20 protein-coding genes, 5 pseudogenes and 1 other annotated feature are annotated in these 23,723 nt (G+C 45.9%); of the genes and pseudogenes, 24 read left to right on the top strand and 1 reads right to left on the bottom strand.

The genetic code is table 11. From position 1 onward, the window contains the following. The first annotated feature begins 73 nt into the window (after nt 1-73). The 20 genes and pseudogenes from ACTWJ7_RS14615 (at nt 74) to ACTWJ7_RS14710 (ending at nt 19,374) form a co-directional block, all read left to right on the top strand. The gene (locus ACTWJ7_RS14615; protein WP_152532778.1) at nt 74-541 is read left to right on the top strand and encodes a Na-translocating system protein MpsC family protein; all 468 of its coding nucleotides are present in this window, start codon (nt 74-76) and stop codon (nt 539-541) included. Between the two features lie 734 nt (nt 542-1,275). Beyond that, a complete protein-coding gene (locus ACTWJ7_RS14620) occupies nt 1,276-1,842 on the top strand; it encodes a sigma-70 family RNA polymerase sigma factor (protein ID WP_179282955.1) in 567 nt (188 codons plus the stop codon). A gap of 97 nt (nt 1,843-1,939) precedes the next feature. Then, entirely contained in the window at nt 1,940-2,377 is a 438-nt protein-coding gene (locus ACTWJ7_RS14625; protein ID WP_143812604.1) for a hypothetical protein, read from the top strand. 85 nt (nt 2,378-2,462) lie between these two features. Then, nucleotides 2,463-2,906, top strand: a complete 444-nt coding sequence (locus tag ACTWJ7_RS14630) for a hypothetical protein (protein ID WP_443145576.1) — start codon at nt 2,463-2,465, stop codon at nt 2,904-2,906. A gap of 6 nt (nt 2,907-2,912) precedes the next feature. Beyond that, nucleotides 2,913-3,122, top strand: coding sequence for a hypothetical protein (locus tag ACTWJ7_RS14635; protein WP_179282954.1), 210 nt, complete (start codon nt 2,913-2,915; stop codon nt 3,120-3,122). 131 nt (nt 3,123-3,253) lie between these two features. Then, complete coding sequence (locus tag ACTWJ7_RS14640; RefSeq protein ID WP_094936907.1) at nt 3,254-3,871, top strand: lytic transglycosylase domain-containing protein; 618 nt, start codon at nt 3,254-3,256, stop codon at nt 3,869-3,871. A gap of 179 nt (nt 3,872-4,050) precedes the next feature. Continuing rightward, a complete protein-coding gene (locus ACTWJ7_RS14645; protein WP_256984461.1) occupies nt 4,051-4,722 on the top strand; it encodes a sigma-70 family RNA polymerase sigma factor in 672 nt (223 codons plus the stop codon). Between the two features lie 158 nt (nt 4,723-4,880). Further along, nucleotides 4,881-6,066, top strand: a pseudogene (locus tag ACTWJ7_RS14650) (D-alanyl-D-alanine carboxypeptidase family protein). 18 nt (nt 6,067-6,084) lie between these two features. Beyond that, on the top strand, nt 6,085-6,711 hold the full coding sequence (locus ACTWJ7_RS14655) for a nucleoside recognition domain-containing protein (RefSeq protein WP_024634048.1): 627 nt from the start codon (nt 6,085-6,087) through the stop codon (nt 6,709-6,711). Between the two features lie 6 nt (nt 6,712-6,717). Next, nucleotides 6,718-7,250, top strand: a pseudogene (locus ACTWJ7_RS14660) (spore maturation protein). A 65-nt stretch (nt 7,251-7,315) separates the two neighbouring features. Then, entirely contained in the window at nt 7,316-8,134 is an 819-nt protein-coding gene (locus tag ACTWJ7_RS14665; protein ID WP_301877635.1) for a S1 family peptidase, read from the top strand. A gap of 220 nt (nt 8,135-8,354) precedes the next feature. Next, nucleotides 8,355-9,104 (top strand): pseudouridine synthase, encoded by a 750-nt coding sequence (locus tag ACTWJ7_RS14670; RefSeq protein ID WP_024634051.1) that lies wholly within the window; start codon nt 8,355-8,357, stop codon nt 9,102-9,104. Nucleotides 9,105-9,235: 131 nt separating this feature from the next. Beyond that, the gene (locus tag ACTWJ7_RS14675) at nt 9,236-9,763 is read left to right on the top strand and encodes a redoxin domain-containing protein (protein ID WP_053784499.1); all 528 of its coding nucleotides are present in this window, start codon (nt 9,236-9,238) and stop codon (nt 9,761-9,763) included. A 14-nt stretch (nt 9,764-9,777) separates the two neighbouring features. After that, nucleotides 9,778-11,553 (top strand): cytochrome c biogenesis protein ResB, encoded by a 1,776-nt coding sequence (gene resB, locus ACTWJ7_RS14680; RefSeq protein ID WP_443145577.1) that lies wholly within the window; start codon nt 9,778-9,780, stop codon nt 11,551-11,553. Beyond that, nucleotides 11,447-12,708: pseudogene (ccsA, locus tag ACTWJ7_RS14685) on the top strand (cytochrome c biogenesis protein CcsA). The gene resB and the pseudogene ccsA overlap by 107 nt, the downstream one beginning before the upstream one ends. Before the next feature lie 148 nt (nt 12,709-12,856). Continuing rightward, nucleotides 12,857-13,573: a response regulator transcription factor gene (locus ACTWJ7_RS14690; RefSeq protein WP_017687664.1), complete on the top strand. Its 717-nt coding sequence runs from the start codon at nt 12,857-12,859 to the stop codon at nt 13,571-13,573. Between the two features lie 55 nt (nt 13,574-13,628). After that, nucleotides 13,629-15,024 (top strand): annotated as a pseudogene (locus ACTWJ7_RS14695) (ATP-binding protein). Between the two features lie 363 nt (nt 15,025-15,387). Next, nucleotides 15,388-16,026 carry a collagen-like repeat preface domain-containing protein gene (locus ACTWJ7_RS14700; RefSeq protein WP_443146376.1) on the top strand — a complete coding sequence of 213 codons (639 nt, stop codon included), beginning with the start codon at nt 15,388-15,390 and terminating at the stop codon, nt 16,024-16,026. 89 nt (nt 16,027-16,115) lie between these two features. Continuing rightward, a complete protein-coding gene (locus ACTWJ7_RS14705; protein ID WP_443145578.1) occupies nt 16,116-17,024 on the top strand; it encodes a hypothetical protein in 909 nt (302 codons plus the stop codon). Between the two features lie 95 nt (nt 17,025-17,119). Next, nucleotides 17,120-19,374: pseudogene (locus ACTWJ7_RS14710) on the top strand (BclA C-terminal domain-containing protein). A gap of 104 nt (nt 19,375-19,478) precedes the next feature. Here the strand turns inward: ACTWJ7_RS14710 and serA are convergent. Then, nucleotides 19,479-21,074: a phosphoglycerate dehydrogenase gene (gene serA / locus ACTWJ7_RS14715; RefSeq protein WP_079349437.1), complete on the bottom strand. Its 1,596-nt coding sequence runs from the start codon at nt 21,072-21,074 to the stop codon at nt 19,479-19,481. Between the two features lie 199 nt (nt 21,075-21,273). After that, nucleotides 21,274-21,504: a binding site (T-box leader), on the bottom strand. 346 nt (nt 21,505-21,850) lie between these two features. On the opposite strand from serA, the gene ACTWJ7_RS14720 reads away from it, so the two are divergent. From ACTWJ7_RS14720 to ACTWJ7_RS14735, 4 genes are read left to right on the top strand one after another with little or no spacing between them, the layout of a single operon-like run. Continuing rightward, a complete protein-coding gene (locus tag ACTWJ7_RS14720) occupies nt 21,851-22,444 on the top strand; it encodes a type II CAAX endopeptidase family protein (protein WP_024630696.1) in 594 nt (197 codons plus the stop codon). Further along, entirely contained in the window at nt 22,441-22,893 is a 453-nt protein-coding gene (locus ACTWJ7_RS14725; protein WP_079349435.1) for a hypothetical protein, read from the top strand. Before ACTWJ7_RS14720 ends, ACTWJ7_RS14725 begins: the two co-directional genes overlap by 4 nt. Continuing rightward, nucleotides 22,881-23,171, top strand: coding sequence for a hypothetical protein (locus tag ACTWJ7_RS14730; protein ID WP_443145579.1), 291 nt, complete (start codon nt 22,881-22,883; stop codon nt 23,169-23,171). Before ACTWJ7_RS14725 ends, ACTWJ7_RS14730 begins: the two co-directional genes overlap by 13 nt. Next, nucleotides 23,168-23,704: a metallophosphoesterase gene (locus tag ACTWJ7_RS14735; protein WP_443145580.1), complete on the top strand. Its 537-nt coding sequence runs from the start codon at nt 23,168-23,170 to the stop codon at nt 23,702-23,704. Before ACTWJ7_RS14730 ends, ACTWJ7_RS14735 begins: the two co-directional genes overlap by 4 nt. Nucleotides 23,705-23,723: the final 19 nt, after the last annotated feature.

Here is a 23,723-nt window from a genome sequence, read left to right on the forward strand (position 1 = left end):
TATTCCTTTTTCTGAAAAGATACCGGGAACTTTAGTCCATAAACGCATTGAAACTTGTCTTGTATAAGGAGTTTTGATTAAATTAGGTTTGATTATTGTATTCAGGGCAATAGGAGGAAAAAGGATGATTGTAGGGAGGGATGTGAACATTGAGATAAAAGACTTGGAAAGAGAACTCGCGAAAATGGCATCAAGAATAAGAAAAGATTTTACTGAACGCGGGCCAGTAGATACCAGAGTCGTCATCATGAATCATTTTATCATCCTGAAGTTTACAGCAAAATTCACCAAACCTGAAGCGTTCATGCTTGAACATATGCAATCGCATTCCAGTCAGATCTTTGCCGAATACAAGCTGAAGCTTGCACAAATGATGAGAGAAGATTTCAGTCCTGTTTTCTCCTATATTCACCTGGGTTTAAAAATTGAAGATATTGAAACCATGTTCTTTGGAACTGATTTTGCTGAACAGGTGACCGTCTTTAAAATGAACAAGGATATTGAGGGGCTGCTGAAAAATGATGCTATAAACATGCCTTAAGACCTAATAAATTTCGTTTTGTTATTGGATAGGTTCTTCGGAACTAATTTTAATGTTGACAATATCCTACATATTTCCTTATACTACCCTTATGGCGATCAGATAGAATTAATAATCTTGACGAAGCCTGTAACTGTATTTGAGAGCTTCAAGACCATATCTTCGGTAATTGGAACGAAATAGATGTCAGACCAAGACCGACACATTCCACCATTTTGGTATTTTCCTAGTGGTGCGCTCTGTGTTGGTCTTTTTGTTTGCAAAAAACGGGCTTTACGTTTCCTAGTTGGCTTCGTATAAAGTGGGTAAAAGGTGTATAGACGAAGCTGATAAAAATATGTTGCGAACATTAGTTCGTATTTGTTATTCTGAATGTAATAGGTTGGAAAAGTGAAACTGAACAAATTGTCTCATTGCTGTGTTATGAAAGTTAGGATTCAATCTTGTTGTTGTGGATATCGGAATGGGGAGGTGAATCATTTACGAAATTTTTATGCAATGCAAAATACTTATCTAGCTTTAAGCTTCGCCTAAAGAAGATGTTTCATATTTACGAAGAAGTGATACGACTACATATTAGATATGGTTTTTTTGGATATCGGCAAGTCATTTATAAAGTTTGGTTATGGTGAGAGATGCTAGATTGTGAGTGAAAGAATTGATGATAATTATAGCTATAGAAATACAAGTTAAAGTTTAACTAACAACTAAATAATCATTGGGGGAAAATGATAATGTCTGCTACGACTGCTATGGGGTTTGATGATTTATTTGAAATTGGGGATATAGATACGTTCTTGAACAAAGCACAGGAAAAATGTCGCCATAAGCTTAGGGGCAAAACGTTTGCAGGGATGGAAAAAGAGGATGTAACGCAGGAGATCATGATTAAGTTATATAACGCGCTGGACAAGTATGATGCTGAAAAAGCAAAAATGTCGACGTTTGTTGATCACTTGATCGAGAATAAAATCAAGGATATGTATCGCAAATGCATGTCTGAGAAAAACCTCAGTGTCGTTAACGCTGTCCAGCTTGTGTGTACTGATCTTGGCTCCAGTGATGAAAGTGAGGGAACAGATACAGCGCTAACACTTGGGCACGCCGGGTTTGCTTTTGAGAATTTTGAATTCGTGACTGACATCATGGAGAATATGAAGCTTAATGAGCGGGAGAAAGAGATTTTTAAACTTCGAACCTCGGGGTACGAGTTTGTAGAAATTGCAGCAATGTTAGGTGTATCCAAGGCACGCATATCACAGTTGTGGAAAGCGATTCGTGAGAAATACGAAGCTCTGTAGTATCAAATTAAATGGCAATTAATAGCCGAAGCTTGTTGCAGATTGATCATCAAAACGATACATATCATTAAAAGCACCCTTAACGGGGTGCTTTTTTATGTCGTATAGAGTAATTGATCGATTGAATAATGGAGGGTGGCAGAAAAATATGCTCAGTGTTGTTGTGTTGGGATTTACGTTGGAAAGTATGTCGGCATTTCCTGATATTGCTTGGGCCCACCATGATTCGTCTACCGCTTCCGACCTAAGTAACCGGGAGTATGCGTTGATTATTGAGAAGGTTGTCTTACAAGCAGATGCGTTGCTAGTTAATCTCGATGTGGAAAAGCTTACTCCTACTGAGGTAGTGATCTTACATCATGCGTATATGCAAAACAAACCGATTATGGGTGTAGGACTTAGGGTATGGGAGCCTGTGATTGAGGAAATGTTGTCCAAGCGAATGAATGACCTAAATCGGGCAGTTGTTCATATTCGAACGTATTATACGCTCATTAGTGGTGCCCCAGATATTTCTCCTGTATTAAAACGTTAACTGTCAATGATACAACGCGTATAGAGCAATTGAAGAGCTGAAAAGCCAGACTCAAGATATTTTGAATATATGGAGGAATGACCGTATGACACAAATGATAAAAGCAAAAGACGATACATTAACCGAAGAGTTGGTTGCAGGTCTAGTTGGAAAATGCGTTCACGCACCAACAAATATGCATGAGATTCAAACGCCCACAGGCGCAACAACAAAAGCCAATGTTTGGTTTGCGGGTACTGTAGCTGGCTATGAAAAAGCAGTTATTGGATTCAACTATGAAGCGGACAAATTTCACGAGAAACCGCAAACCTACTACAACGTCCATTTAACAGATGGTATGGGATATATTCTCACAAGTGCGTTTGAACTGGAGATATATGAGCTGACTCAAGAGGAGTTTGCTCAGCTGATCGAGGAGAAAAAGAAAGAAGAGAACACCGAGAACGTCAACGAATCCCTTTCCGATGTGCTAAGTAATAAAGAAACAAACGAAGAATTAAATCCCGAGCTTCTTATCGGTAATGAATAAATGAACATGAAAAATTATGCCGTAGATATTGCTGTGAAGATGTTTATATCCCCATCACCACTGGATTTAGAGGAACAGCTCAACACCTGGATGTATGTCAAACCAAATGTATTGGTTATTGGGTTGGATGTTACTTCCGCCTACGACCCAGCAAACAGCAGGTTAGAATATACAGCAATCTTGGCATATCAAACCAGTGAGCGAGATGCGCCTTAATAGGAAAAGGAGATCTATAAACTTGCAACAACAGACCTATAAATTATTGGGGTACAAGTTCGTGCAAGCAGGCATAAACTACGGTTTCCTTCTATTATATAAGGTCCAACCTAAGGAGGTGAGCAATCCCGTTGGTTATTTTTGAAAAAATCGGGATGATCATTACGGTGGTACTGGCATCTATAACGTTATATGGCGGGCTGATTGCACCAACGGCTCCTAATTCAATTGGAGAACAACATACAAAACATGCCCTCAAAGTGAAATCAGATCCGGATTCTACGTCCCATAAAGAAATGGTAGATATGTTGGAGCAATATATTGAATCGTATCAAGAGAAGATGGTAAGCCAGGCTAAATTGTTGAAGTATGTGAAGTGGGTAGATCAATATATTGAAGTTTCCAATATAGACTCCCTGTGGATATTCGCCATGATGTGGCAGGAGAGCCGCTTAATAGAGGATAGCACATCAAATCATGGAGCCATCGGGCTCCTTCAAATACTGCCGAGTACGGCCAAAACGTTTGGTGTTAAAGGCAGTGACTTATACAAGCCTGAAGTTAACATCAAAACCAGCATTAAATATATGGAATATCTTTTGGGAAAGTATGATGGAAACCTTCGCACAGCAACGATTGCGTACAATCAAGGAGAAGGAAATGTCGACAAGGGTAAGGCTCGCCCCTGGTATTACAACCAAGTGAAGAAACACCATAGCAAGATGATTCAGATGTTAAAGAAAAATTAAGTAAGAACGTTAGGATTGTTGGTGAATTTCCACAACATTTACATAGGGAGATCTAGATGGATAAATTTTCAGAACATATTAACATGAATTTGAAGTTGGACAAGAAATTTTACTCTATGGACCTTGTAGGAAATATTGAACGATGTCAAGTCGATGAACATTTTCTAGGAGATAGCATCTTGGTTAACGAGAACTTGATTTGGCATTCCGTACATAAATACATTGGAAAACCGGAAGTCATTATCAAAAATCATTGTGTGGAAAAAGACGATATTCTTCAATTGGGTCGCCTTGGTTTCATTAAAGCGGTCAAAGCATTTGACACGGGGCGTGGAGTGAAATTTAGTTCGTTTGCGGTTACTGCCATTGTAAGGGAAATCCGATGTTTTCTGAGAGATAGCGCAAGCATCATTCGACCCACTCGTACAGCTACTGAATTAATTAACCGAATCAATCGGCTGGAGCATGATATGGGGTATCTCCCGACAGCTCATGAAATCGCCTTGTTGCTCGACGAAGAAGAGGAGAAAATCAACAAGGCGCTTCAAGTGGGCAAGGGAGTCAAATACCTGGATGAGCCTGTCGGAGCAGATGATCAGCAAGCTCAAGCAGTTACGTTGATGGATACCATCTATAGTGGGGAAAACATTGAGGATGGAGTGGTAGACCGAATTTATGTTGACGCAGTTATTGACTCAGTGAAGCGAAAGTTAAGCGAGAAGGAAGTCACTGTCCTGAAACATCGGGTAGACGGCTTTAATCAAACACAAACAGCGGAGATGGAAGACATTAGCCAGATGAGAGTCTCCAGAATTATGCGAAAAGTGGCCAAGATGCTGGATAATAACTAATATTAATCACGCCTGGCAACTCCTCTTCAAGACTACAACATCCCTTCCGCAGCGCATATGCGAAAGGGATTTTTGCTGTTTTCTAACAGTGGGACATACTTCGGGTTGTCCAGACATAAGCTAGTACAAGATTCCAAGTGACCCGGAGGAATGAATCGATGCGAAAAATAATGAAATTTATGGCATGTATGCTGGTACCCTTGTTCCTGTTTCCTTCATTTGGGCTTGCTGAAGCCCAGGGAACAATACCTGGCCCTTCAACCCATGCCCAAAGCGCTGCTCTCATTGACGTGACATCGGGCCGAATATTGTACAGCAAAGATGGGGATAAGGAACTCCGAATTGCCAGCTTGACCAAAATCATGACGGCAATTGTAGCGATTGAACACGGTAAACTGGATGACAAAGTAAAAGTGACTTCCTCGGCGTTTGCCAAAGAAGGATCATCCATCTATCTCAAGCTGGGTGAAGAAATGACGCTGGAAAACATGCTGTATGGGCTAATGCTACGATCAGGCAACGATGCGGCCTCGGCGATTGCTGAACATATCGGTGGATCTGAAGAAGGATTTGTCCTGTTAATGAACAAAAAGGCAGAGCAAATTGGTTTGACCCATTCTCATTTTATGAATCCTCACGGACTTGACGCCGATGGACATTATTCCACCGCCAATGATCTGGCACGTTTAACCGCGTATGCGCTCAAGAATCCGGTATTCAAACGTATTGTAGCGACAGAGAACAAGTCTGCCCCCAATCCAAATGAGAGCTGGGATTACTCCTGGCAAAACAAAAATAAAATGCTGCGACTGTACGAGGGAGCCGATGGCGTAAAGACAGGATATACCAAGAAGGCATTTCGCTGTCTGGTCAGCTCTGCTACTCGTAATGGTCAACAACTTGCTGCGGTAACCCTGAACGACGGCGATGACTGGAATGATCATGCGCGTATGTTAGATTTCGGCTTTGAAAATTTCCCTTTGGTGGAAATTGCAAAAAAGAACAGCCTGTACAGAACACGGATGTGGTCACAGGCCGCGGGTTCACTTATCCTCTGGCGAAGAGTGAGACATCCTCATTGACGAAAAAGCTGATTTTACTCGAAAACCGTGTCCAGGAGAGTACAGAGGGTGATGCAAAATCGACAGATCCTTCTTTTGGCTTGGCAGGCCGAATTGATATGCAACTTGATGGGAAGCTGGTGGGTTCAATTCCTGTGTATCGCAAAGGTAGTTATATTCCGCCGGAGCCGAAAACCGAGGATGCCACTCTGGGGGAATCGGTGAAATTTCTACCTGGGCTTCCGCATGGCGTGCAGTATTAAGCCATCTGTTATCTCCATAATGAGGGGAGGGTTATCCTTTGATCAATTTAATCTGGCTTCTCATGATTGTAACCGGCTTTGCTTTTGCAGCAGCTCAGGGCAAAATTGAAGTCGTAACCCAGGCAGCTTTTGATGGAGCAGCAACGGGTGTAACAGTATGTTTTGGACTGATCAGTGTGCTCGTATTCTGGATGGGAATGATGAAAATGGCTGAGGATGCCGGGCTACTGGGCCGGATTGCGAAGCTCCTGGGTCCGGTTGTCGGCTTTTTGTTTCCTGATGTCCCACGGAACCATCCTGCTATGGGCTACATTTTATCCAACATGAGTGCCAATCTGCTTGGCCTCGGGAATGCGGCTACCCCAATGGGGATCAAAGCCATGCAGCAGCTGCAAGAGCTGAATCCGGATAAACAGACAGCGTCCCCTGCCATGTGTACCTTGCTGGCTCTGAATACGGCGAGCATCACCATTATTCCGACAACCCTGATAGCCATTCGTCTTAATTATCATTCTGCGAATGCCACGGAAATTGTAGGCACAACGCTAATGGCAACCATTGTTGCGACATTTGCAGCTATCGCAGCGGACCGCTGGTACCGAAACAGGGCGCTTCACAGGCCGCCGCGTGTACATAAAAGTGACAATCCCGGTATGAAAGGATGAGTAGCGTTGTTAACCTTCATCAACTGGATTTCCGCCTGGGCCATTCCGGTTATTATCGCGTTTGTTCCATTATATGCGTTTACCAAAAAGGTCCCGGTCTACGAATCCTTTGTTGATGGGGCCAAAGATGGATCTCTACGGCAATCAGCATTATTCCCCATCTGGTAGGCATGATGGTAGCAATCAGTGTTTTCCGTGCTTCAGGTGCGCTGGATTATGTGATCAGTCTGATCGCCCCACTCGTGTCCTGGATGGGAGTTCCGGGAGAAGTATTGCCACTTGGCATTTTGCGTCCCTTGACCGGGACAGGCTCGCTCGCCTTTACGACAGATCTGATCAAAACCTATGGTCCCGATTCTATGATTGGCCGCATGGCTTCTACGATTCAAGGGAGTACGGATACAACTCTGTATGTTTTGACTGTTTATTTTGGAGCCGTAGGTATACGTAATGGCCGCTATGCTCTCAAAGTCGGGTTGTTTTCCGATGTGGTTGGTTTTATTGCTGCCTTGGTCATTTGTTTAATCGTTTTTGGATAAAAAATAAGTCCTCTCCTTCCGATATACTAGTTATGCTAGAATAATAGCGGAGGAGAGTGAGGATCATGCAGAAGAGTTGGAAACGAATGCTCCGCATTGGAATGTTAATTGTGGTTGCCATTGCACTGATTGCAGGACAAACAGGTTTTGCGGCGGCTCAAGCCGTCAATACGATTCAATTTACGGGTTACTTCGATAAACAGTTGCGTGCTCAGCTGGCCGTTTTAGCGGATTCTTTTCCAGTTGTGAACGTACGTTTGATCAAAAAGGCTGAACCCGATACGGTATATTATGATGTGGGTACCTCAATACTGATCTCCAAGGATGAAGTACTTACCAACTATCATGTCGTTCAGGATTTTGCTGAATTGTCTGATGGGGATAAAGGCACATTGACCGTAGCGAGCCCAGGTCAGCTGGACAAGTCAGTGAAAGCCAAAATCATCAAAACAGATCCGGTGACGGATATGGCATTGCTGAAGCTGGACAAAGAAATCGATGCACAACCAGTGACGTTTGCTAATGCGAGAGATAATCAAATTGTGTATACCATCGGATTTCCTAAAAATTCAGCTGGGGAACTTGTACTCTTGGACGACGATTTTCCTTCAACTTACAATACGATAGCCAAGAGCCGAGTATTTAATTCACAGGATACGGACGTTCCAGGCAAGATGGGTATTGGCAGTATCGTAAAATCAGTGGCACAAGGCAATTCGGGTGGCCCTGTTCTGGATCAGAATAATCGAGTTATTGGCATGATGACCTTTGTATATGGTGGACGCACTTATTTTATTACTTCAAAAACGCTGCAATCCTTCATTAAAGACAGTGCAACCCCTGCCAAAAAACCGGTTGCTGTTAACGGTAAAGTAGCGAGTTAACCTCATTCAATGTTCAGTGGTTACATACGGCTCAAAGTGAACGGCTCACCCTATGCTCCTGTTGCAAACAGGCAGTAAGAGGGTGAGCTTTTTTGGCATAAATTCATAGTTAAAAACAGCTCATAAGGCGTTTTCAACTCCCGCGTTTACAAATTCGATGGATTATCCTTGTGATTTCCGGCCCTGATGGGTATCATTAGTGTGAGGTGACATGACAAACATGGAAAGATTACAAAAAATTATCGCACAGGCAGGCATTGCATCCCGCCGCAAGAGCGAGGAACTGATCCTGTCCGGCAAAGTAGAAGTTAACGGGGAGGTCGTAACCGAACTGGGTACGAAAGCGAACCCCGAAGAGGATATGATTACGGTTAATGGTAAACCGATCCGCAGTGAAAAGAAAGTGTACATGATGTTGAACAAACCGAAAGGTGTTATCACAAGTGCTTCAGACCCGGAAGGTCGGAAAATTGTATCCGACTATCTTAAAGGTGTCAAAGAACGTGTGTATCCTGTTGGTCGTTTGGATTATGACACGGAAGGCCTGCTGATTCTGACCAATGATGGGGAATTTGCTCATTTGTTGACCCATCCAAAGCATCACGTACCGAAGACGTACCTGGCGACTGTTAAAGGGGTCCCACATGGTACTGCTCTGGAAAAATTAAAGACAGGCATTATGTTGGATGACGGCATGACAGCTCCTGCAGAGGTTGAGTACAAGGATGTTGACACCGCAGGAAATGAAGCTGTAATCTCCATCACCATTTACGAAGGGCGTAATCGTCAGGTTAGACGTATGTTCGAGGCGATTAACCATCCGGTAACACGTCTGAAGCGGATCTCGTTTGGTGGTATTTTGCTGCAAAACCTGAAACGGGGGCTGACACGCAATTTGACCAAAGAAGAAGTCAACAACCTGATTACGCTCGCAAAATCAGAACCCGCCAAAAAAATGAAAAAAAGGTAATGTGAGGACACATAATTTTCATAAAAGCGCCGCAGATTTGTGACGAAATTCGCTATAATTGTTCATAGGATGTTCACAGTTGTCCGAGACCGTAATATGCGAATGCTAGTCACTTAAAAGGGGAGCAGCACATGGGCAAATCAAGAAGAGCGGTGCAAATCGTCATTTTGTTATTGATCCTGGTGTTGGGCGGATACGCGATTACTACATCCGTATCCGGCTCGAATGGCAAGCCAAAAGAAGGGGACAAGGCTCCTTCTTTTGAACTGCTGGGCCTGGATGGACAAGTTCATACGTCTGAGGAATACAAAGGCAAAGCCATGGTAATCAACTTCTGGGGAACATGGTGTGAGCCTTGTGTCAAAGAGATGCCTGCACTTCAAGCGCAAGCGGACAAATGGAAGGACCAGGGTGTTCAATTTGTTGGTATCAATGTTGGGGAAGACCAGATGACCGTGGAAAATTTTGTACAGCAGGTGGGCGTTACGTTTCCGATTATGCTCGACCGTGACAAAAACTCGATCCGGGATTTTGGCATATCACCGATGCCAACGACATTTTTTGTCTCCGACACGGGTAAAATCTCCACCATTCATATCGGTCAACTAGACTTGGACACACTTGACGCTCAAATTTCACAACTGGCGAAACAGCCCTGACAGGAGGTCTAGTCGTGTTCCAGAATACGAAGTGTGAGTGCGGACACCAGAATCCGGTGGGCACTGTACTATGTGAAGCATGCGGCAAGCCGCTGCTGGAGTCCGAGGTCAAATCGGATGAAGTATTGGAAATGCGTTATGATGGCATGGCACGCCGTTCGCAACGTATGAATCCTAAAATCATTGACCGCATATGGAACTTTTTCTCCTCGGTCAAAATTGCGGTTTACATGATTGTGTTTACGCTTGTAGGTTCCATGCTGGGCACGATCTATCCACAAGAAAGTACGTTTCTGAATATTGATCCATCCGTATATTACAAGGACACATACGGTCAGTTGGGTCATATCTATTATCTGCTGGGTCTGTCCCATACATACGAATCCTGGTGGTTTATTTTGCTACTGGTGCTGATCGGTGCCTCACTGGTCATATGCAGTCTTGACCGGGTACTTCCACTATACAAAGCGCTGAACAAACAGAAAATACGTAAACACATGCAGTTTCTTACACGCCAGCGTCTGGTGTACCAAGGCTCCATAGATGAGGCATCAGAAGACTGGATAAAGAAAGCGGTTACTCCGCTTAAAAAGAAAGGTTATCGTGTGCACACCGAGGGTACGGCATTACTGGCTGAGAAACAGCGATTCAGCCGCTGGGGGCCTTATGTCCTTCATATCGGATTGATTATCTTTCTGTTGGCTGTTCTTGTTCGCGGAATTCCTGGTCTGAATCTGGATGAGCATGTTGCTTTTCCCGAAGGGGAGATCAAAAAAATCCCGAACACGTCCATGTATTTGAAGAATGAACAGTTTAATGTTGAATTTTACAGTGAAGATGAAGTCCCGGAACAATTTCGGAATCTGAATAAAACCGTTCCAAAACTGTTTGTAACCAAAGTGGTATTGTATGAATGTACAGCAGATTGTTCGGATCCTTCAAAGAAACCTCAGTTGTCCGAGGTGGCCCGACATGATGTTCGAGTGAACCATCCACTGAATTACAACGGATTGAAAGCGTATCAGTTTGATTATGATCTGACGCCAACGATTCGTTCGGTAACGCCTGATCTGGTCAATGCCCAGACGGGTGAGAAGTACGGAGCAATCCAAATTGCCATGATGGATACGCAGCGAACGTTTGAAGCAGGCCCCTATAGTCTGACAGTTAAAGAAAAATATATGGATTTTGGACTGGATGAAAATGGAGAGCCCAAATCAAAGTCTCCTTCGCCTAATGCGCCTGCCTTTCTATTTAACATCAAGGGGCCCGATTTACCCAAAGAGGGAATGCAGTACTTGTATTTTGCGAAGCAGGTGGATAAGCAGCGTTTTCAACAGGATGCAATTAACAAACAGCTAAATGGAGGAGAAATTCCTTTGCAGCTGGAGGTCGACAGTATGGACAAGGTTGATATCATTCAATCCGTAAGTTACCTCAATATACGTATTGATAAGGCTATGCCTTTCGTATGGGTTGGGGCAGGAATCGTCATGTTGGGTCTGGTTATGGGCTTTTACTGGCATCACCGTCGTATTTGGATTCGGATTGATGATAGACAGCTTACCCTAGGCGGCCATACCAACAAAAACTGGTTTGGCTTCAGGCGTGAAGTTGCAGCTGTGTTAAAACAGTTGAATGTGGAAGTGGATGAGAAGTCGTTGGATAACGGGGGAACCAAACATGAGTTTATTGGATTTCAGCAGCGACGCATTTATCGTATCTTTTTTTCTATATTGTGCTGCATTTATGTTATATGGCGTTGCCGTCATGGGCAAGAAATGGAGTAATCGCGACCCGCAAGTTCATGTAGATCGATGGGGAAAGCGAGCCTTTATTGCATCAACTGTAGCACTAGCTGCACATCTTATCTTTTTTGGTACACGCTGGGCTGGGGCAGGACATATCCCGGTAAGTAATATGTATGAATTTATGAGTTTTCTATCCATGATGATTATGGTGGCATTTATCGTAGTCTATGCAATCTATCGCAAGTCATTGCTGGGACTGTTCGCATTGCCCTAACCATCCTTATTATGGCCTATGCAGCCGTATTTCCTCAGGAAGTACAGCCGCTAATTCCTGCTTTGCAGTCGATATGGCTCAAGATTCATGTGACGTTGGCAGCGCTTGGAGAGGCATTCTTCGCCGTTGGCTTTGCGGCAGGATTCATGTACTTGTTACGTACGGTCGATTTCAGTGGCAAGGACAAGTCCTCCAGACGCCAGCGTGGGTGGGTTGAGTTTACATTAATTACGATCGTCGTTGTGGTTGGGTTTATCGGCTCTGTATTTGCTTTCCGTGCTTCTGGATATGAGGCCGTTTTTGTTAAGCAAACCACTAGCATTGACACAGAGGTACAGGAAAATAGTACAATAGAGAAAGTGATTTATCGCATGCCTCCTATATTTGCACCTTATAATAGTGAAGTGGAGAGCATAAAACCGTTTCTTGGCATGAAGGAACCTTTGCTTGAGACGCCTTCCTGGATGAACGGGGTAAACGCTGGACGTAAACTGAACACGGTAGTCTGGTCGTTAATCGTAGGGCTTATCCTGTATGGACTCATTCGTTTAATTGTAAGAAGACCGCTTGGACAAGCTCTGCAACCGATGCTGGACGGCATTGATTCCGATGATCTGGATGAGATTAGTTATCGTGCAATTGCTATCGGTTTCCCTATATTTACATTGGGAGCATTAATTTTCGCCATGATTTGGGCCCAGATTGCATGGAGCCGCTTCTGGGGATGGGACCCCAAAGAGGTGTGGGCACTGATAACATGGTTATATTATAGTGTGTACCTGCATTTGCGTTTGTCCAGAGGCTGGCAGGGCCGCAAGTCTGCCTGGCTTGCAGTACTTGGATTTTTGGTCGTTATGTTTACACTTGTTGGTGTGAATTTGATCATTGCCGGGTTGCATTCCTACGCAGGGGCAGACTAGGATTGGTCGTTTCGTTTTGTAAAGTTCCGGAGAGAAGTCCATGAAACATATATGTAAGCCCCTGCTTCAATAGGGGCTTTCAAATATTGTTCGCCAGATCGAACATAATAGAAGTGATGAGGAGTTATTGTAAAGGGGCTGGAGTGGAATGGCTGAACATGAGAACCGTATACTGGTCGTGGATGACGAGGAGAGAATCCGCCGACTTTTGAAAATGTATCTCGAAAAAGAAGGTTATGAAATTGATGAAGCAGAAGACGGGGAAACTGCGCTGCGTAAAGCAACTGCGGGTGACTATGGTCTGATTTTGCTTGATGTGATGTTGCCGGGTATGGACGGCGTTGAAGTATGTACTCGTCTGCGTCAGGTGAAATCAACCCCGGTGTTGATGCTTACTGCAAAAGGTGAAGAAATTAATCGTGTTCAGGGCTTCGAAGTGGGAGCTGATGACTATGTTGTTAAACCATTCAGTCCACGTGAAGTGATTTATCGGGTTAAGGCGATTCTGCGTCGTTCTTCTGCGACAGCTTATCTGTCCAAAGAGAGTAATTCAAGCAACAATATTGTGTTTCCTCATTTGGTCATCGAACATGATGCTCACCGCGTAACCGCAGGTGGTGAAGAGATCAGTTTAACACCGAAAGAATATGAACTGTTGCATTATCTCGCGACATCTCCAGATAAAGTTTTCTCCAGAGAAGAGCTGCTGAAGGATGTATGGAACTATGAATTCTTTGGTGATCTTCGTACGGTGGATACACATGTGAAGCGTCTTCGCGAGAAGTTAAACAAGGTGTCGCCAGAATCAGCGGCGATGATTACGACGGTGTGGGGTGTGGGTTATAAACTGGAAGTACCGAAGTAGTTTTAGTTTCTGGAGATCGCTGGTCGGGAAGTTATGGATTACGATTATTTGCCTTGTGGGCTGTGTACTCATAGCATTGGGTCTTTTTTTGCTGCCGTATATTGATACGAATTTTGCGGAGTCTGAGTCGAGAGATATCAAACGTTTGTTCACGTATGTTTGTATTATCGGCTTCAGCTTGACGACCTTTTTTGCGCTGTTTCTTTTTACGAAAATTACGCAGCCGATGCAGCAGTTAATTCAGGCAGCCAATGCGATTCGGAAAGGAAACTACGGTACACGTCTCTCTCTTGTAACGAGCGATGAGATTGGAGAATTAGGTAATACATTTAACCATATGGCTGCACAGCTGGAAGATAACATTCGCAACCTTAACCATGAGAAAGAACACTTGGCGAGCGTGCTCCGAAGCATGACCGATGCGGTAGTTACTTTCGACGGGGAGGGAAAGGTTATTTTGACGAACCCCCTGGAGAGAAAATCATGCAGGCTTGGTGTGATTTGGACTGGGCACAGATGGGCGAGGGACAAGATTCGGAGAATTCTGTAAGCTCTTCTCGAGAGGTGCCGGAACCACTCGTTCCTTTGTTCAAAATGGTGATGGAGCAAGGTGGCGATCAGAACTCTAACGTGCATGTTCAACAGGGAGTCTGGTCTGTTCAGATGGCACCTTTATACGCAGATAGTGTCGTACGGGGCGCTGTAGCTGTGCTTCGTGATGTAACAGAAGAAGTACGACTAGAGAAGATGCGCCGTGATTTTGTCGCAAACGTATCTCACGAGATACGTACTCCGCTATCCATGATGCAAGGGTATAGTGAAGCTCTTTTGGATGGGATGGCGGCTTCTCCGGAAGAAAGTGAAGAGTTGATTCAAGTAATTCATGATGAGTCCTTGCGTATGGGCCGATTGGTTAAAGATCTGCTTGATCTTGCTCGAATGGAAGCGGGGCATACGGATATGGCCGTGAAGGAAGTGGATCTGGTTGAACTACTGGAACGAGTGTACAGAAAGTTCTCGGTACGTTCCAAAGAACAGGGGATCCATCTTCGGTTTGAGTGCAGACAGACTTTCATTGAACTTCATCAGGCCGATGAGGATCGTCTTGAACAGGTATTTACCAATTTACTGGATAATGCGTTTCGTCACACCCCATCAGGCAAAAATGTTCTTATCTCGGCAGAACTGTTAACGGATACTCGAACACCTGTAGCTAAAGTGATTGTAAAAGATGAGGGCGTAGGCATACCGTCTTCTGATTTACCATTCATCTTTGAACGTTTTTACAAAGCAGATAAGGCTCGGGTTCGGGTGAAAGTGTCGGTACGGGACTTGGGCTCGCAATTGTAAAAAATATTGTGGATGCCCATCACGGCACCATTATCGTTAATAGTGTACTTGGCGAAGGTACAGAGTTTATTTTACAATTTCCTGTGGATTCTTCGAAATAGCCCGATTTCATACAAAAAGTGCGAAAGCATCCTCATGCTGAGGGTGCTTTTTTTGTTGAACACTACCGTTTAATCTTGTTCAACGTGGAACAGTATGTTCGCTTTTTTTGTCTCAAAAAATGTGTCCAAGATAATTTTGCCTCTTATTAAACATAAGCTTGAAAAGCGAAGTAGTTAAAGGAGGAGTGGATTAGGCATGCCTGATGAAAGAAAAAGGGTGAATATAAAAGCTTTTCTAGAAGGAAGATCATTTCGAGCAGGATCGCCGTTTATTCCCATAACATCGAGTGAAGTGGAGCAGTTGGAATCCATATTGAAAGCACTGTCCGTGACTATTCCTGCAGCTGTCAGTCAGCGTCTAATATTCTCGCATTGCAAAACAGTTTACGGAGCTTGCTGACCTTTGTTAATACCTCTGGTTTTCGAGCTGGGGTGAAAGCGGAGTTGCAATCCGTACTGGAGCTAACCATAGCAGGTTCTGAAGTTGTGCCTGTTGCCGTCATCAATCTGGCTGGCAACTTGCAAAATTTGCTCGATGATTTATTAAGTGTAACGTTGCTTCTGGAAGTTCCACCTGCAGAAAAAGATAAACTGGTTGGGGTGATTCGGTCCATATCCGTATCATTGAGTCGTGCCACCAGTTCGTTTGGAACCCCTGGAACCCCAGGCCCACCAGGTCCCCCCGGAGTTCCAGGGGTTCCGGGCGTACCGGGCGTGCCAGGTCCTGCCGGGCCAGGAGGAGCCGCAGGAGCTGTAGGTCCAGTAGGTCCTGTAGGACCCCAAGGCGTACCAGGTCCACAGGGGTTACCTGGAGTTGGACTGAATGATATTTTCGTTTTTGATCCAGCTCAGGCACCTGGCTTTGTGGAAGGTCAAGTGGTGTCATATAATGGCAGTCTTTATGTTGTTAATGCGAATGGGCCCACGGGTATACCCGGAAGTTCTCCGGACTACACGTTGTTTTTGTCAGGCGGAACCACTGGAGCAACAGGGGAGGTTTAACGGGGGCGGTTCCGTTCGATCCGACGCTTGCACCAGCTTATCCGGCAGGACAAATTGTAACACTCGGTGGTAGTACCTACATTGCTAATGTGGCGTCACCAACGGGAACCCCGGGTAGTTCACCAGATTATACTTTACTAGCAGCGGCCGGAGCTACTGGAGCTACCGGGGCAACAGGTGTGGGACTCAGTGGCTCTGTGCCGTTTGACCCTGCTGTAGCACCAACGTATCCAGCGGGCCAGATCGTAACATTTGACGGCAGTACCTATATTACTAGTGTGGCTTCACCAACGGGAACACCTGGAACATCACCGGATTATACATTAATTGCAGGTGCAGGTCCCACAGGTGCTACTGGAGCCACTGGGGTAGGCTTAAGTGGTATTGTGGCCTTTGATCCGGCTGTAGCGCCAACTTATCCAGCAGGCCAAATTGTTACATTTGATGGAAGTACCTATATTACCAATGTAGCGTCACCAACGGGAACCCCAGGTACATCACCAGACTACACCTTGCTTGCAGGGGCAGGAGCTACCGGTACAACCGGAGCAACAGGCATAGGCTTGAATGGAGCAGTTCCGTTTGACCCAGCAGTGGCCCCAACGTACCCGGCCGGTCTAGTTGTAACTTTTGATGGCAGTACCTATATTACAAATGTGTCATCGCCGACGGGAACGCCGGGAACATCACCGGATTATACATTAATTGCAGGTGCAGGTCCTGCTGGACCTACGGGTGTAACGGGGGCGACTGGAGTAGGGCTGAGCGGGATTGTTCCATTCGATCCGGCAGTAGCGCCAACGTATCCAGCGGGTCAAGTGGTAACGTTTGATGGCAGTACGTATATTGCAAACGTGGCATCGCCAACAGGCACGCCGGGAACATCACCGGATTACACGTTGCTAGCTGGCGCAGGAGCCACCGGTGCGACTGGAGCAACGAGAGCAGGAGTAACCGGGAAACAGGGGATGCAGGTCCAACGGGAGCTACCGGAGTAGGGCTGAACGGGATCGTTCCATTCGATCCGGTAGTAGCGCCAACGTATCCAGCGGGTCAAGTGGTAACGTTTGACGGCAGTACGTATATTGCGAATATGGCATCGCCAACAGGTACGCCGGGAACATCCCCGGATTACACGTTGCTGGCTGGCGCTGGAGCCACAGGTGCAACAGGTGCAACGGGAGTAGGATTAACGGGTGTAACAGGGGATGCAGGTCCAACGGGAGCTACCGGAGTAGGTTTGAGTGGGATCGTTCCATTCGATCCGGCAGTAGCGCCAACCTATCCAGCGGGTCAAGTGGTAACGTTTGATGGCAGTACGTATATTGCGAATGTGGCATCACCAACAGGTACGCCAGGCACCTCCCCGGATTACACGTTGCTGGCTGGCGCAGGAGCCACAGGTGCGACAGGTGCAACGGGAGTAGGATTAACGGGTAGTACTGGTGATACGGGGGTAACTGGGTTGACTGGAGTTACGGGAGACACAGGAGCAACAGGAGGCACGGGAGCTACTGGCGTTAGTGTAACGGGAAGCACAGGGGCAACAGGTGATCCCGGAGTCACCGGAGCGACTGGGGTTACTGGCGATACAGGAGCAACGGGAGTCACAGGCGTAACCGGAGATACGGGAGCAACGGGAGTCGCAGGCGTAACCGGAGGTACGGGAGCAACGGGAGTCACAGGCGTAACCGGAGGTACGGGAGCAACGGGAGTCACAGGTGCAACCGGAGATTCGGGAGCAACGGGAGTCACAGGCGTAACCGGAGATACGGGAGCAACGGGAGTCACAGGTGTAACCGGAGATACGGGAGCAACGGGAGTCACAGGCGTAACCGGAGATACGGGAGCAACGGGAGTCGCAGGCGTAACCGGAGATACAGGAGCAACGGGAGTCGCAGGCGTAACCGGAGATACGGGAGCAACGGGAGTCGCAGGCATAACCGGAGATACGGGAGCAACGGGACTCGCAGGCGTAACCGGAGATACGGGAGCAACGGGAGTCGCAGGCGTAACCGGAGATACGGACTCGCAGGCGCAACCGGAGATACAGGAGCAACGGGACTCGCAGGCGCAACCGGAGATACGGGAGCAACGGGAGTCGCAGGTGTAACCGGAGATACAGGAGCAACGGGAGTTACGGGAGCTACTGGCGTAAGTGTAACGGGAGCAACGGGAGTCGCAGGCGTAACCGGAGATACAGGAGCAACGGGACTCGCAGGCGCAACCGGAGATACAGGAGCAACGGGACTCGCAGGCGTAACCGGAGGTACGGGAGCAACGGGAGTCGCAGGCGTAACCGGAGGTACGGGAGCAACGGGACTCGCAGGTGCAACCGGAGGTACGGGAGCAACGGGACTCGCAGGTGCAACCGGAGATACGGGAGCAACGGGAGTCGCAGGCGTAACCGGAGGTACGGGAGCAACGGGAGTCGCAGGCGTAACCGGAGGTACGGGAGCAACGGGAGTCGCAGGCGTAACCGGAGGTACGGGAGCAACGGGACTCGCAGGTGCAACCGGAGGTACGGGAGCAACGGGACTCGCAGGTGCAACCGGAGATACGGGAGTAACGGGAGTCGCAGGCGTAACCGGAGGTACGGGAGCAACGGGAGTCGCAGGCGTAACCGGAGATACAGGAGCAACGGGAGTTACGGGAGCTACTGGCGTGAGTGTAACGGGAAGTACGGGAGTCACAGGGGATACCGGAGCGACTGGGGTTACTGGCGATACAGGAGCAACAGGAGTTACGGGAGCTACTGGCGTGAGTGTAACGGGAAGTACGGGAGTCACAGGGGATACCGGGGCGACTGGGGTTACTGGAAATACAGGAGCACTGGGAGTCACGGGAGCTACTGGTGTCAGTGTAACGGGAAGTACAGGAGTTACCGGAGGTACAGGAGCTACTGGAGGTACAGGTACAACAGGAGCAACAGGAGCAACCGGAACTTCTGTAACTTCGAATTCGGCATTTGCTGAGAACACAAGTGGTACCATTATTGTAATTTTGGGTGGAACATTGATTACATTGCCGAATAACCAAAATATAGGCACTGGCATAACCGTCAATGGAACGAATGATACCTTCACTCTTGCCAATGCAGGGCGCTACTATATCTCTTATAAAATAAATCTGACAGCGGCACTTGCTATTCAATCCCGGATTTTACTTAACGGGACAGCAATTCCTGCGAGTGTTGTATCCCCAGTACTCTCTCTCAGTCAGTTGCAATCAGACTTTATTGTGACGGTTACAGCCGGATCTACTATCCAGTTCCAATTATTTGGGCTTGTTGCTACAGCTATCCTTTCTCCACCAGGGGCTACCATAAACATTATTCAATTAGCTTAATGCATGAATTAAGCTCTTAAAAAGAATTTTTGAGTTATAAAGAAGAGACGAACCCGATAAGGTTCGCCTCTTCTTTTTGTCCTATAAGTGAATAATCCCAGTAATTAATTCAAAACGATTTCAACAGCAGTATTGATTTCTGGAAGGGCTGCAAGTTGCACAAGCACGTCTTTTGGAACTTCCTTGTCAACAGTCAAAATCATGATAGCAGCTCCACCAATGATTTTACGTCCAACCTGCATGGAGGCGATGTTAACTTCATTTTCTCCAAGCAATGTCCCAACGCGTCCGATGATACCCGGTTTATCATTATGCGAAATCAAAATTTGATGACTTTCCGGAGCAATATCCACTGGGAATTTGTCCAGACGTACGATTCGCTCTCCGTAACCGGCAAGAAGTGTGCCCGCAACACGACGCTCTTCAGCATCCTGAGTCGTTACAAGTGTGACGGTAATGAGATTGGTAAACCCTTTAGTGGTCGATGTTTGGCTAACCACTACGTTGAGATCCCGCACTTTAGCCAAATGCATGGAGTTGACAATATTGGCTTCCCCGCCTAAATGTCTTGCCAAAATGCCTTTTACAATATAACGAGTCAAAGGAGAAGTATCCACTTCAGACAGATCTCCAGCATAGTCGATCCGAATTTCCTGAACCGCATTTTGAGTGATCTGAGCTGCAAAACTACCCAGTGTTTCGCCCAGTTTAAAATAAGGCTGCAGTTTGTTCATTACGGTTGGGGCTACTGCAGGCATGTTAACCGCGTTTTTGAACGGTTCATTGCGAAGGATATGCAGGACTTGCTCGGATACGTCGATCGCTACATTTTCTTGTGCTTCTACTGTGGATGCACCAAGGTGAGGCGTGACAATAATGCTAGGATGATTCAGGAACGGGTGATCAGCAGCTGGTGGCTCGCTCTCGAATACGTCGAACGCTGCACCAGCAACGATACCTTCATTAATGGCTTCAACAAGTGCCATTTCGTCAACAACTCCACCGCGGGCACAGTTGATAATACGCATGCCTTTTTTCATCACTTCGAATTGTGGGCGGGAAATCATATGGCGTGTCTCAGGTGTTAATGGTGTGTGAACGGTCATGAAATCAGCATTGCGAATGATATCATCCACACTAGCTAACTTAACTTGAAGTTTCTCCGCACGGTCTTGAGTGAGGAACGGGTCATAAGCCAGAATATCCATTCCGAATGCTTTGGCACGTTTAGCTACTTCGCTACCGATTCGTCCCATACCGAGCACACCCAGGGTTTTATTTCTTAACTCCACACCCAGGAAGGTTTTACGATCCCAAGTACCTTGAATGGTTTTGGCATATGCCTGAGGAATATGTCGTGCCAGTGCCATCATCATGGCAAATGTATGTTCACATGTCGTAATCGTATTACCGTCAGGAGCGTTAATAACAATGATACCGCGTTGGGTAGCGGCTTCCAAATCAATGTTATCTACACCTACACCAGCACGTCCGATGACTTTGAGGTTTGTACCTGCCGTCATAATACGATCCGTTACACGAGTCTGACTTCGAACCAGAAGGGCATCATAATCGCCGATAATTGCAACAAGCTCATCTTCGCTAAGACCTGTTTTCTTCTCAACTACAACATCATTTGCATCCACCAGTTGCTGAATTCCCAGATCACTAATGGGGTCCGACACTAACACTTTGTACATGGTTTCTTCCTCCTTAGGTATGTGTATCTATATCGTCAAGGTTTCACCTCACGAAAGAGGCATTCCTTAAAACCGTTGGAACTCTTCCTCTCGACAACGCGGTGTCGCAGCAGAGGAGGAGGGTGTGGCAAATAGGGCAATTCCACGTCTGTACTTTAAAATAAATCAAAAAACTCTCAATCCACATACTGCTTGCGCAATAAGGGACGAGAGTTGTCGTGGTACCACCCTAATTCACCGCCGTTTCGCAACGACAGTCTTAGCGGTCAATGAAGACCGAAGAGGATAACGGGTCTAAACCGATTGCACCTACTCCACTTTCAATGCAATAACTCAGGAGCGCTCAAGATCATCTGCCTGCCACCGATTTGCACCATCCATCGGCTCTCTGTAAGACAAAGCAACGTCTTTTTTCCATCATCGTGTTTAACGTGACTAATTTTTTCATAATGTATCATGGCTGACATGAGCATGTCAATAGGCTTAAATGTTTTAATTCGATTTCCTATAGTCATTTCCTTCAGTGGCAAAGGAAGCATACAAATATTAATAATGGAGCTCCCTAATGGATATAAATAGCTCGATTACAAGCTGTTTTATGAATTGAATTTTAATGCATTAATGAAATAACGCATTCGATACAGCTTCGCTTAAAAAACGGGACTTGGGGCAGGCCTTGAACCAATTTGGTTTTTTGGCTATCATTTAGTATACTATCCGATTGGACAACGAACTTGTTATCCATCAAATATAAGTCAAGAGGACAGACACAGGCGATGAAAAAATTAAAGTTTCCCAAGTTCAAGATTCAGAAGGCTGAACCACAGCAACTTACCGAGCGTTTGCTTCTGATCAATCTATACTTTACACAAGGGTTAACTTTGATCATTGGGGTTGTATGGATTTTATTGCAGAAGAGAAATCTGTTTGATGTGCTTGCTTGGCCTGACAGTTACCATTTTATTTGGTGGGGCCTTGGTCTGGCTGGAATTATGCTTGTTATGGACCTGGTTCTTTCTTATGTTATTCCTCAAGAAAGTATGGACGATGGGGGAATTAACGAGATGCTGTTCCGTCAGCGTCCGATCTGGCATATTGTATGCATAGCAGCCATCGTTGCTGTTTGTGAAGAATTGTTATTTCGCGGAGCCATACAGTATGCGTTAGGTCCTTACTGGACAAGTATTTTATTTGCGGTCATCCATATTCGCTATCTGCGGCATTGGATTCCGACGGGTTGGGTATTTGTCTCAAGCTATGGATTGGGTTGGATTTATATGCAATCCGGCACATTATGGGCGCCTATTTTATGTCATTTCATTATTGATTTGGTGTCTGGATTAGCGATACGTTTTCGGAGGGGATCATGAATCAGCAATTAAGTAGAATGAAAACTTACGGCAGTCAGCGCCATCGTAACTCAGATAAGACAGAGACATCTGAGCGTCCTGAAGCTTCTCAAACAAATCTGGTCGTTGAATCAGCTGCCGCCGCAGAGGTAGGAGAACTTACACCGATTACCTCTGTTTCTATACCAAGATCACAACGCAAGTCTTATACATCATCGCTGGAAAGTCCGGTACTTCCCCGGCGGGCACCAGCACGTGCCAATAAAGAACAAAAGCCATCAGAAGAATCCGTTTCCGAAGCGGGCACACTTCCTACACGGACGGAGCTTCATCCTTCTCGCCGTTTACGGCTCAGTAAACGATTTGTGAATTCACTCATTTTAATATTTGTTTTGCTCACAATCAGTCTGGTTTGGTGGGGAATAAAAGGAGCGCCTCCTCTGAATACTTTTCTTCCATGGCCATGGTAATGCTGGCCTGGGTCGTTGCTGTTATATTGGCAGGGATTGCATTGCTCGTTCATATGTGGAGGGAGGCCCATCTTCACCACATTGTTACAGAAGAGGTTGAAGTGCCGAATTTGCCGTCTTCTTTTGATGGAAGCAAAATACTGTATATATCTGATATTCATAAACGCAAGCTGAAAAACAATGATCTGGAACACCTTCGAAATCAGGTGGACTGGGTTATCATTGGGGGAGATGTGGCGGAAAGGGAATCTCATGGCCCATCGTCAGACATAATATGAGCTTGTTATCATATATTGCACCTGCGTATACTGTGTATGGAAACCATGATAAAAGAGCAGGAATTGCGCAGCTCGAACGTATATTCCGAGATACACGCGTTCAACTTTTACAAGATTCAACCGCCTATCTTCATAAAGGCAAAAGCAAACTGTGCCTGGTCGGAGTTGATTATCGTTCACGGCGAGGGGATTCGCTTCTTGCTGAATTGGATACAAAAGATTGCAAGATTGCCATCGTGCACGACCCCTTACAGGCTCTTCACTTGAATGAACCTGTGGATCTGATATTGAGTGGTCACACCCACGGTGGACAATTGGTAATTCCGGGCGTTGGCCCCGTGTTTCTTAACAAAGCGTACCGCTCCGTGTCTAGCGGGTGGTTCTCTTTGAAACGTGATGATAAGGATAATGAGCAAGAAGGCAAAATGCTGGTTAGCAAAGGATATGGAACAAATCATTTGCCACTCAGACTTTGTTGTCCAGCAGAAATGCATATCATTACATTGAGAATGCTCTCAAATAAACAGCCTTGATCCGCATAGGATCAAGGCT

The sequence above is a fragment of the Paenibacillus sp. 1A_MP2 genome (genome assembly GCF_052244825.1).
Taxonomy (GTDB): Bacteria; Bacillota; Bacilli; order Paenibacillales; family Paenibacillaceae; genus Paenibacillus; species Paenibacillus vandeheii.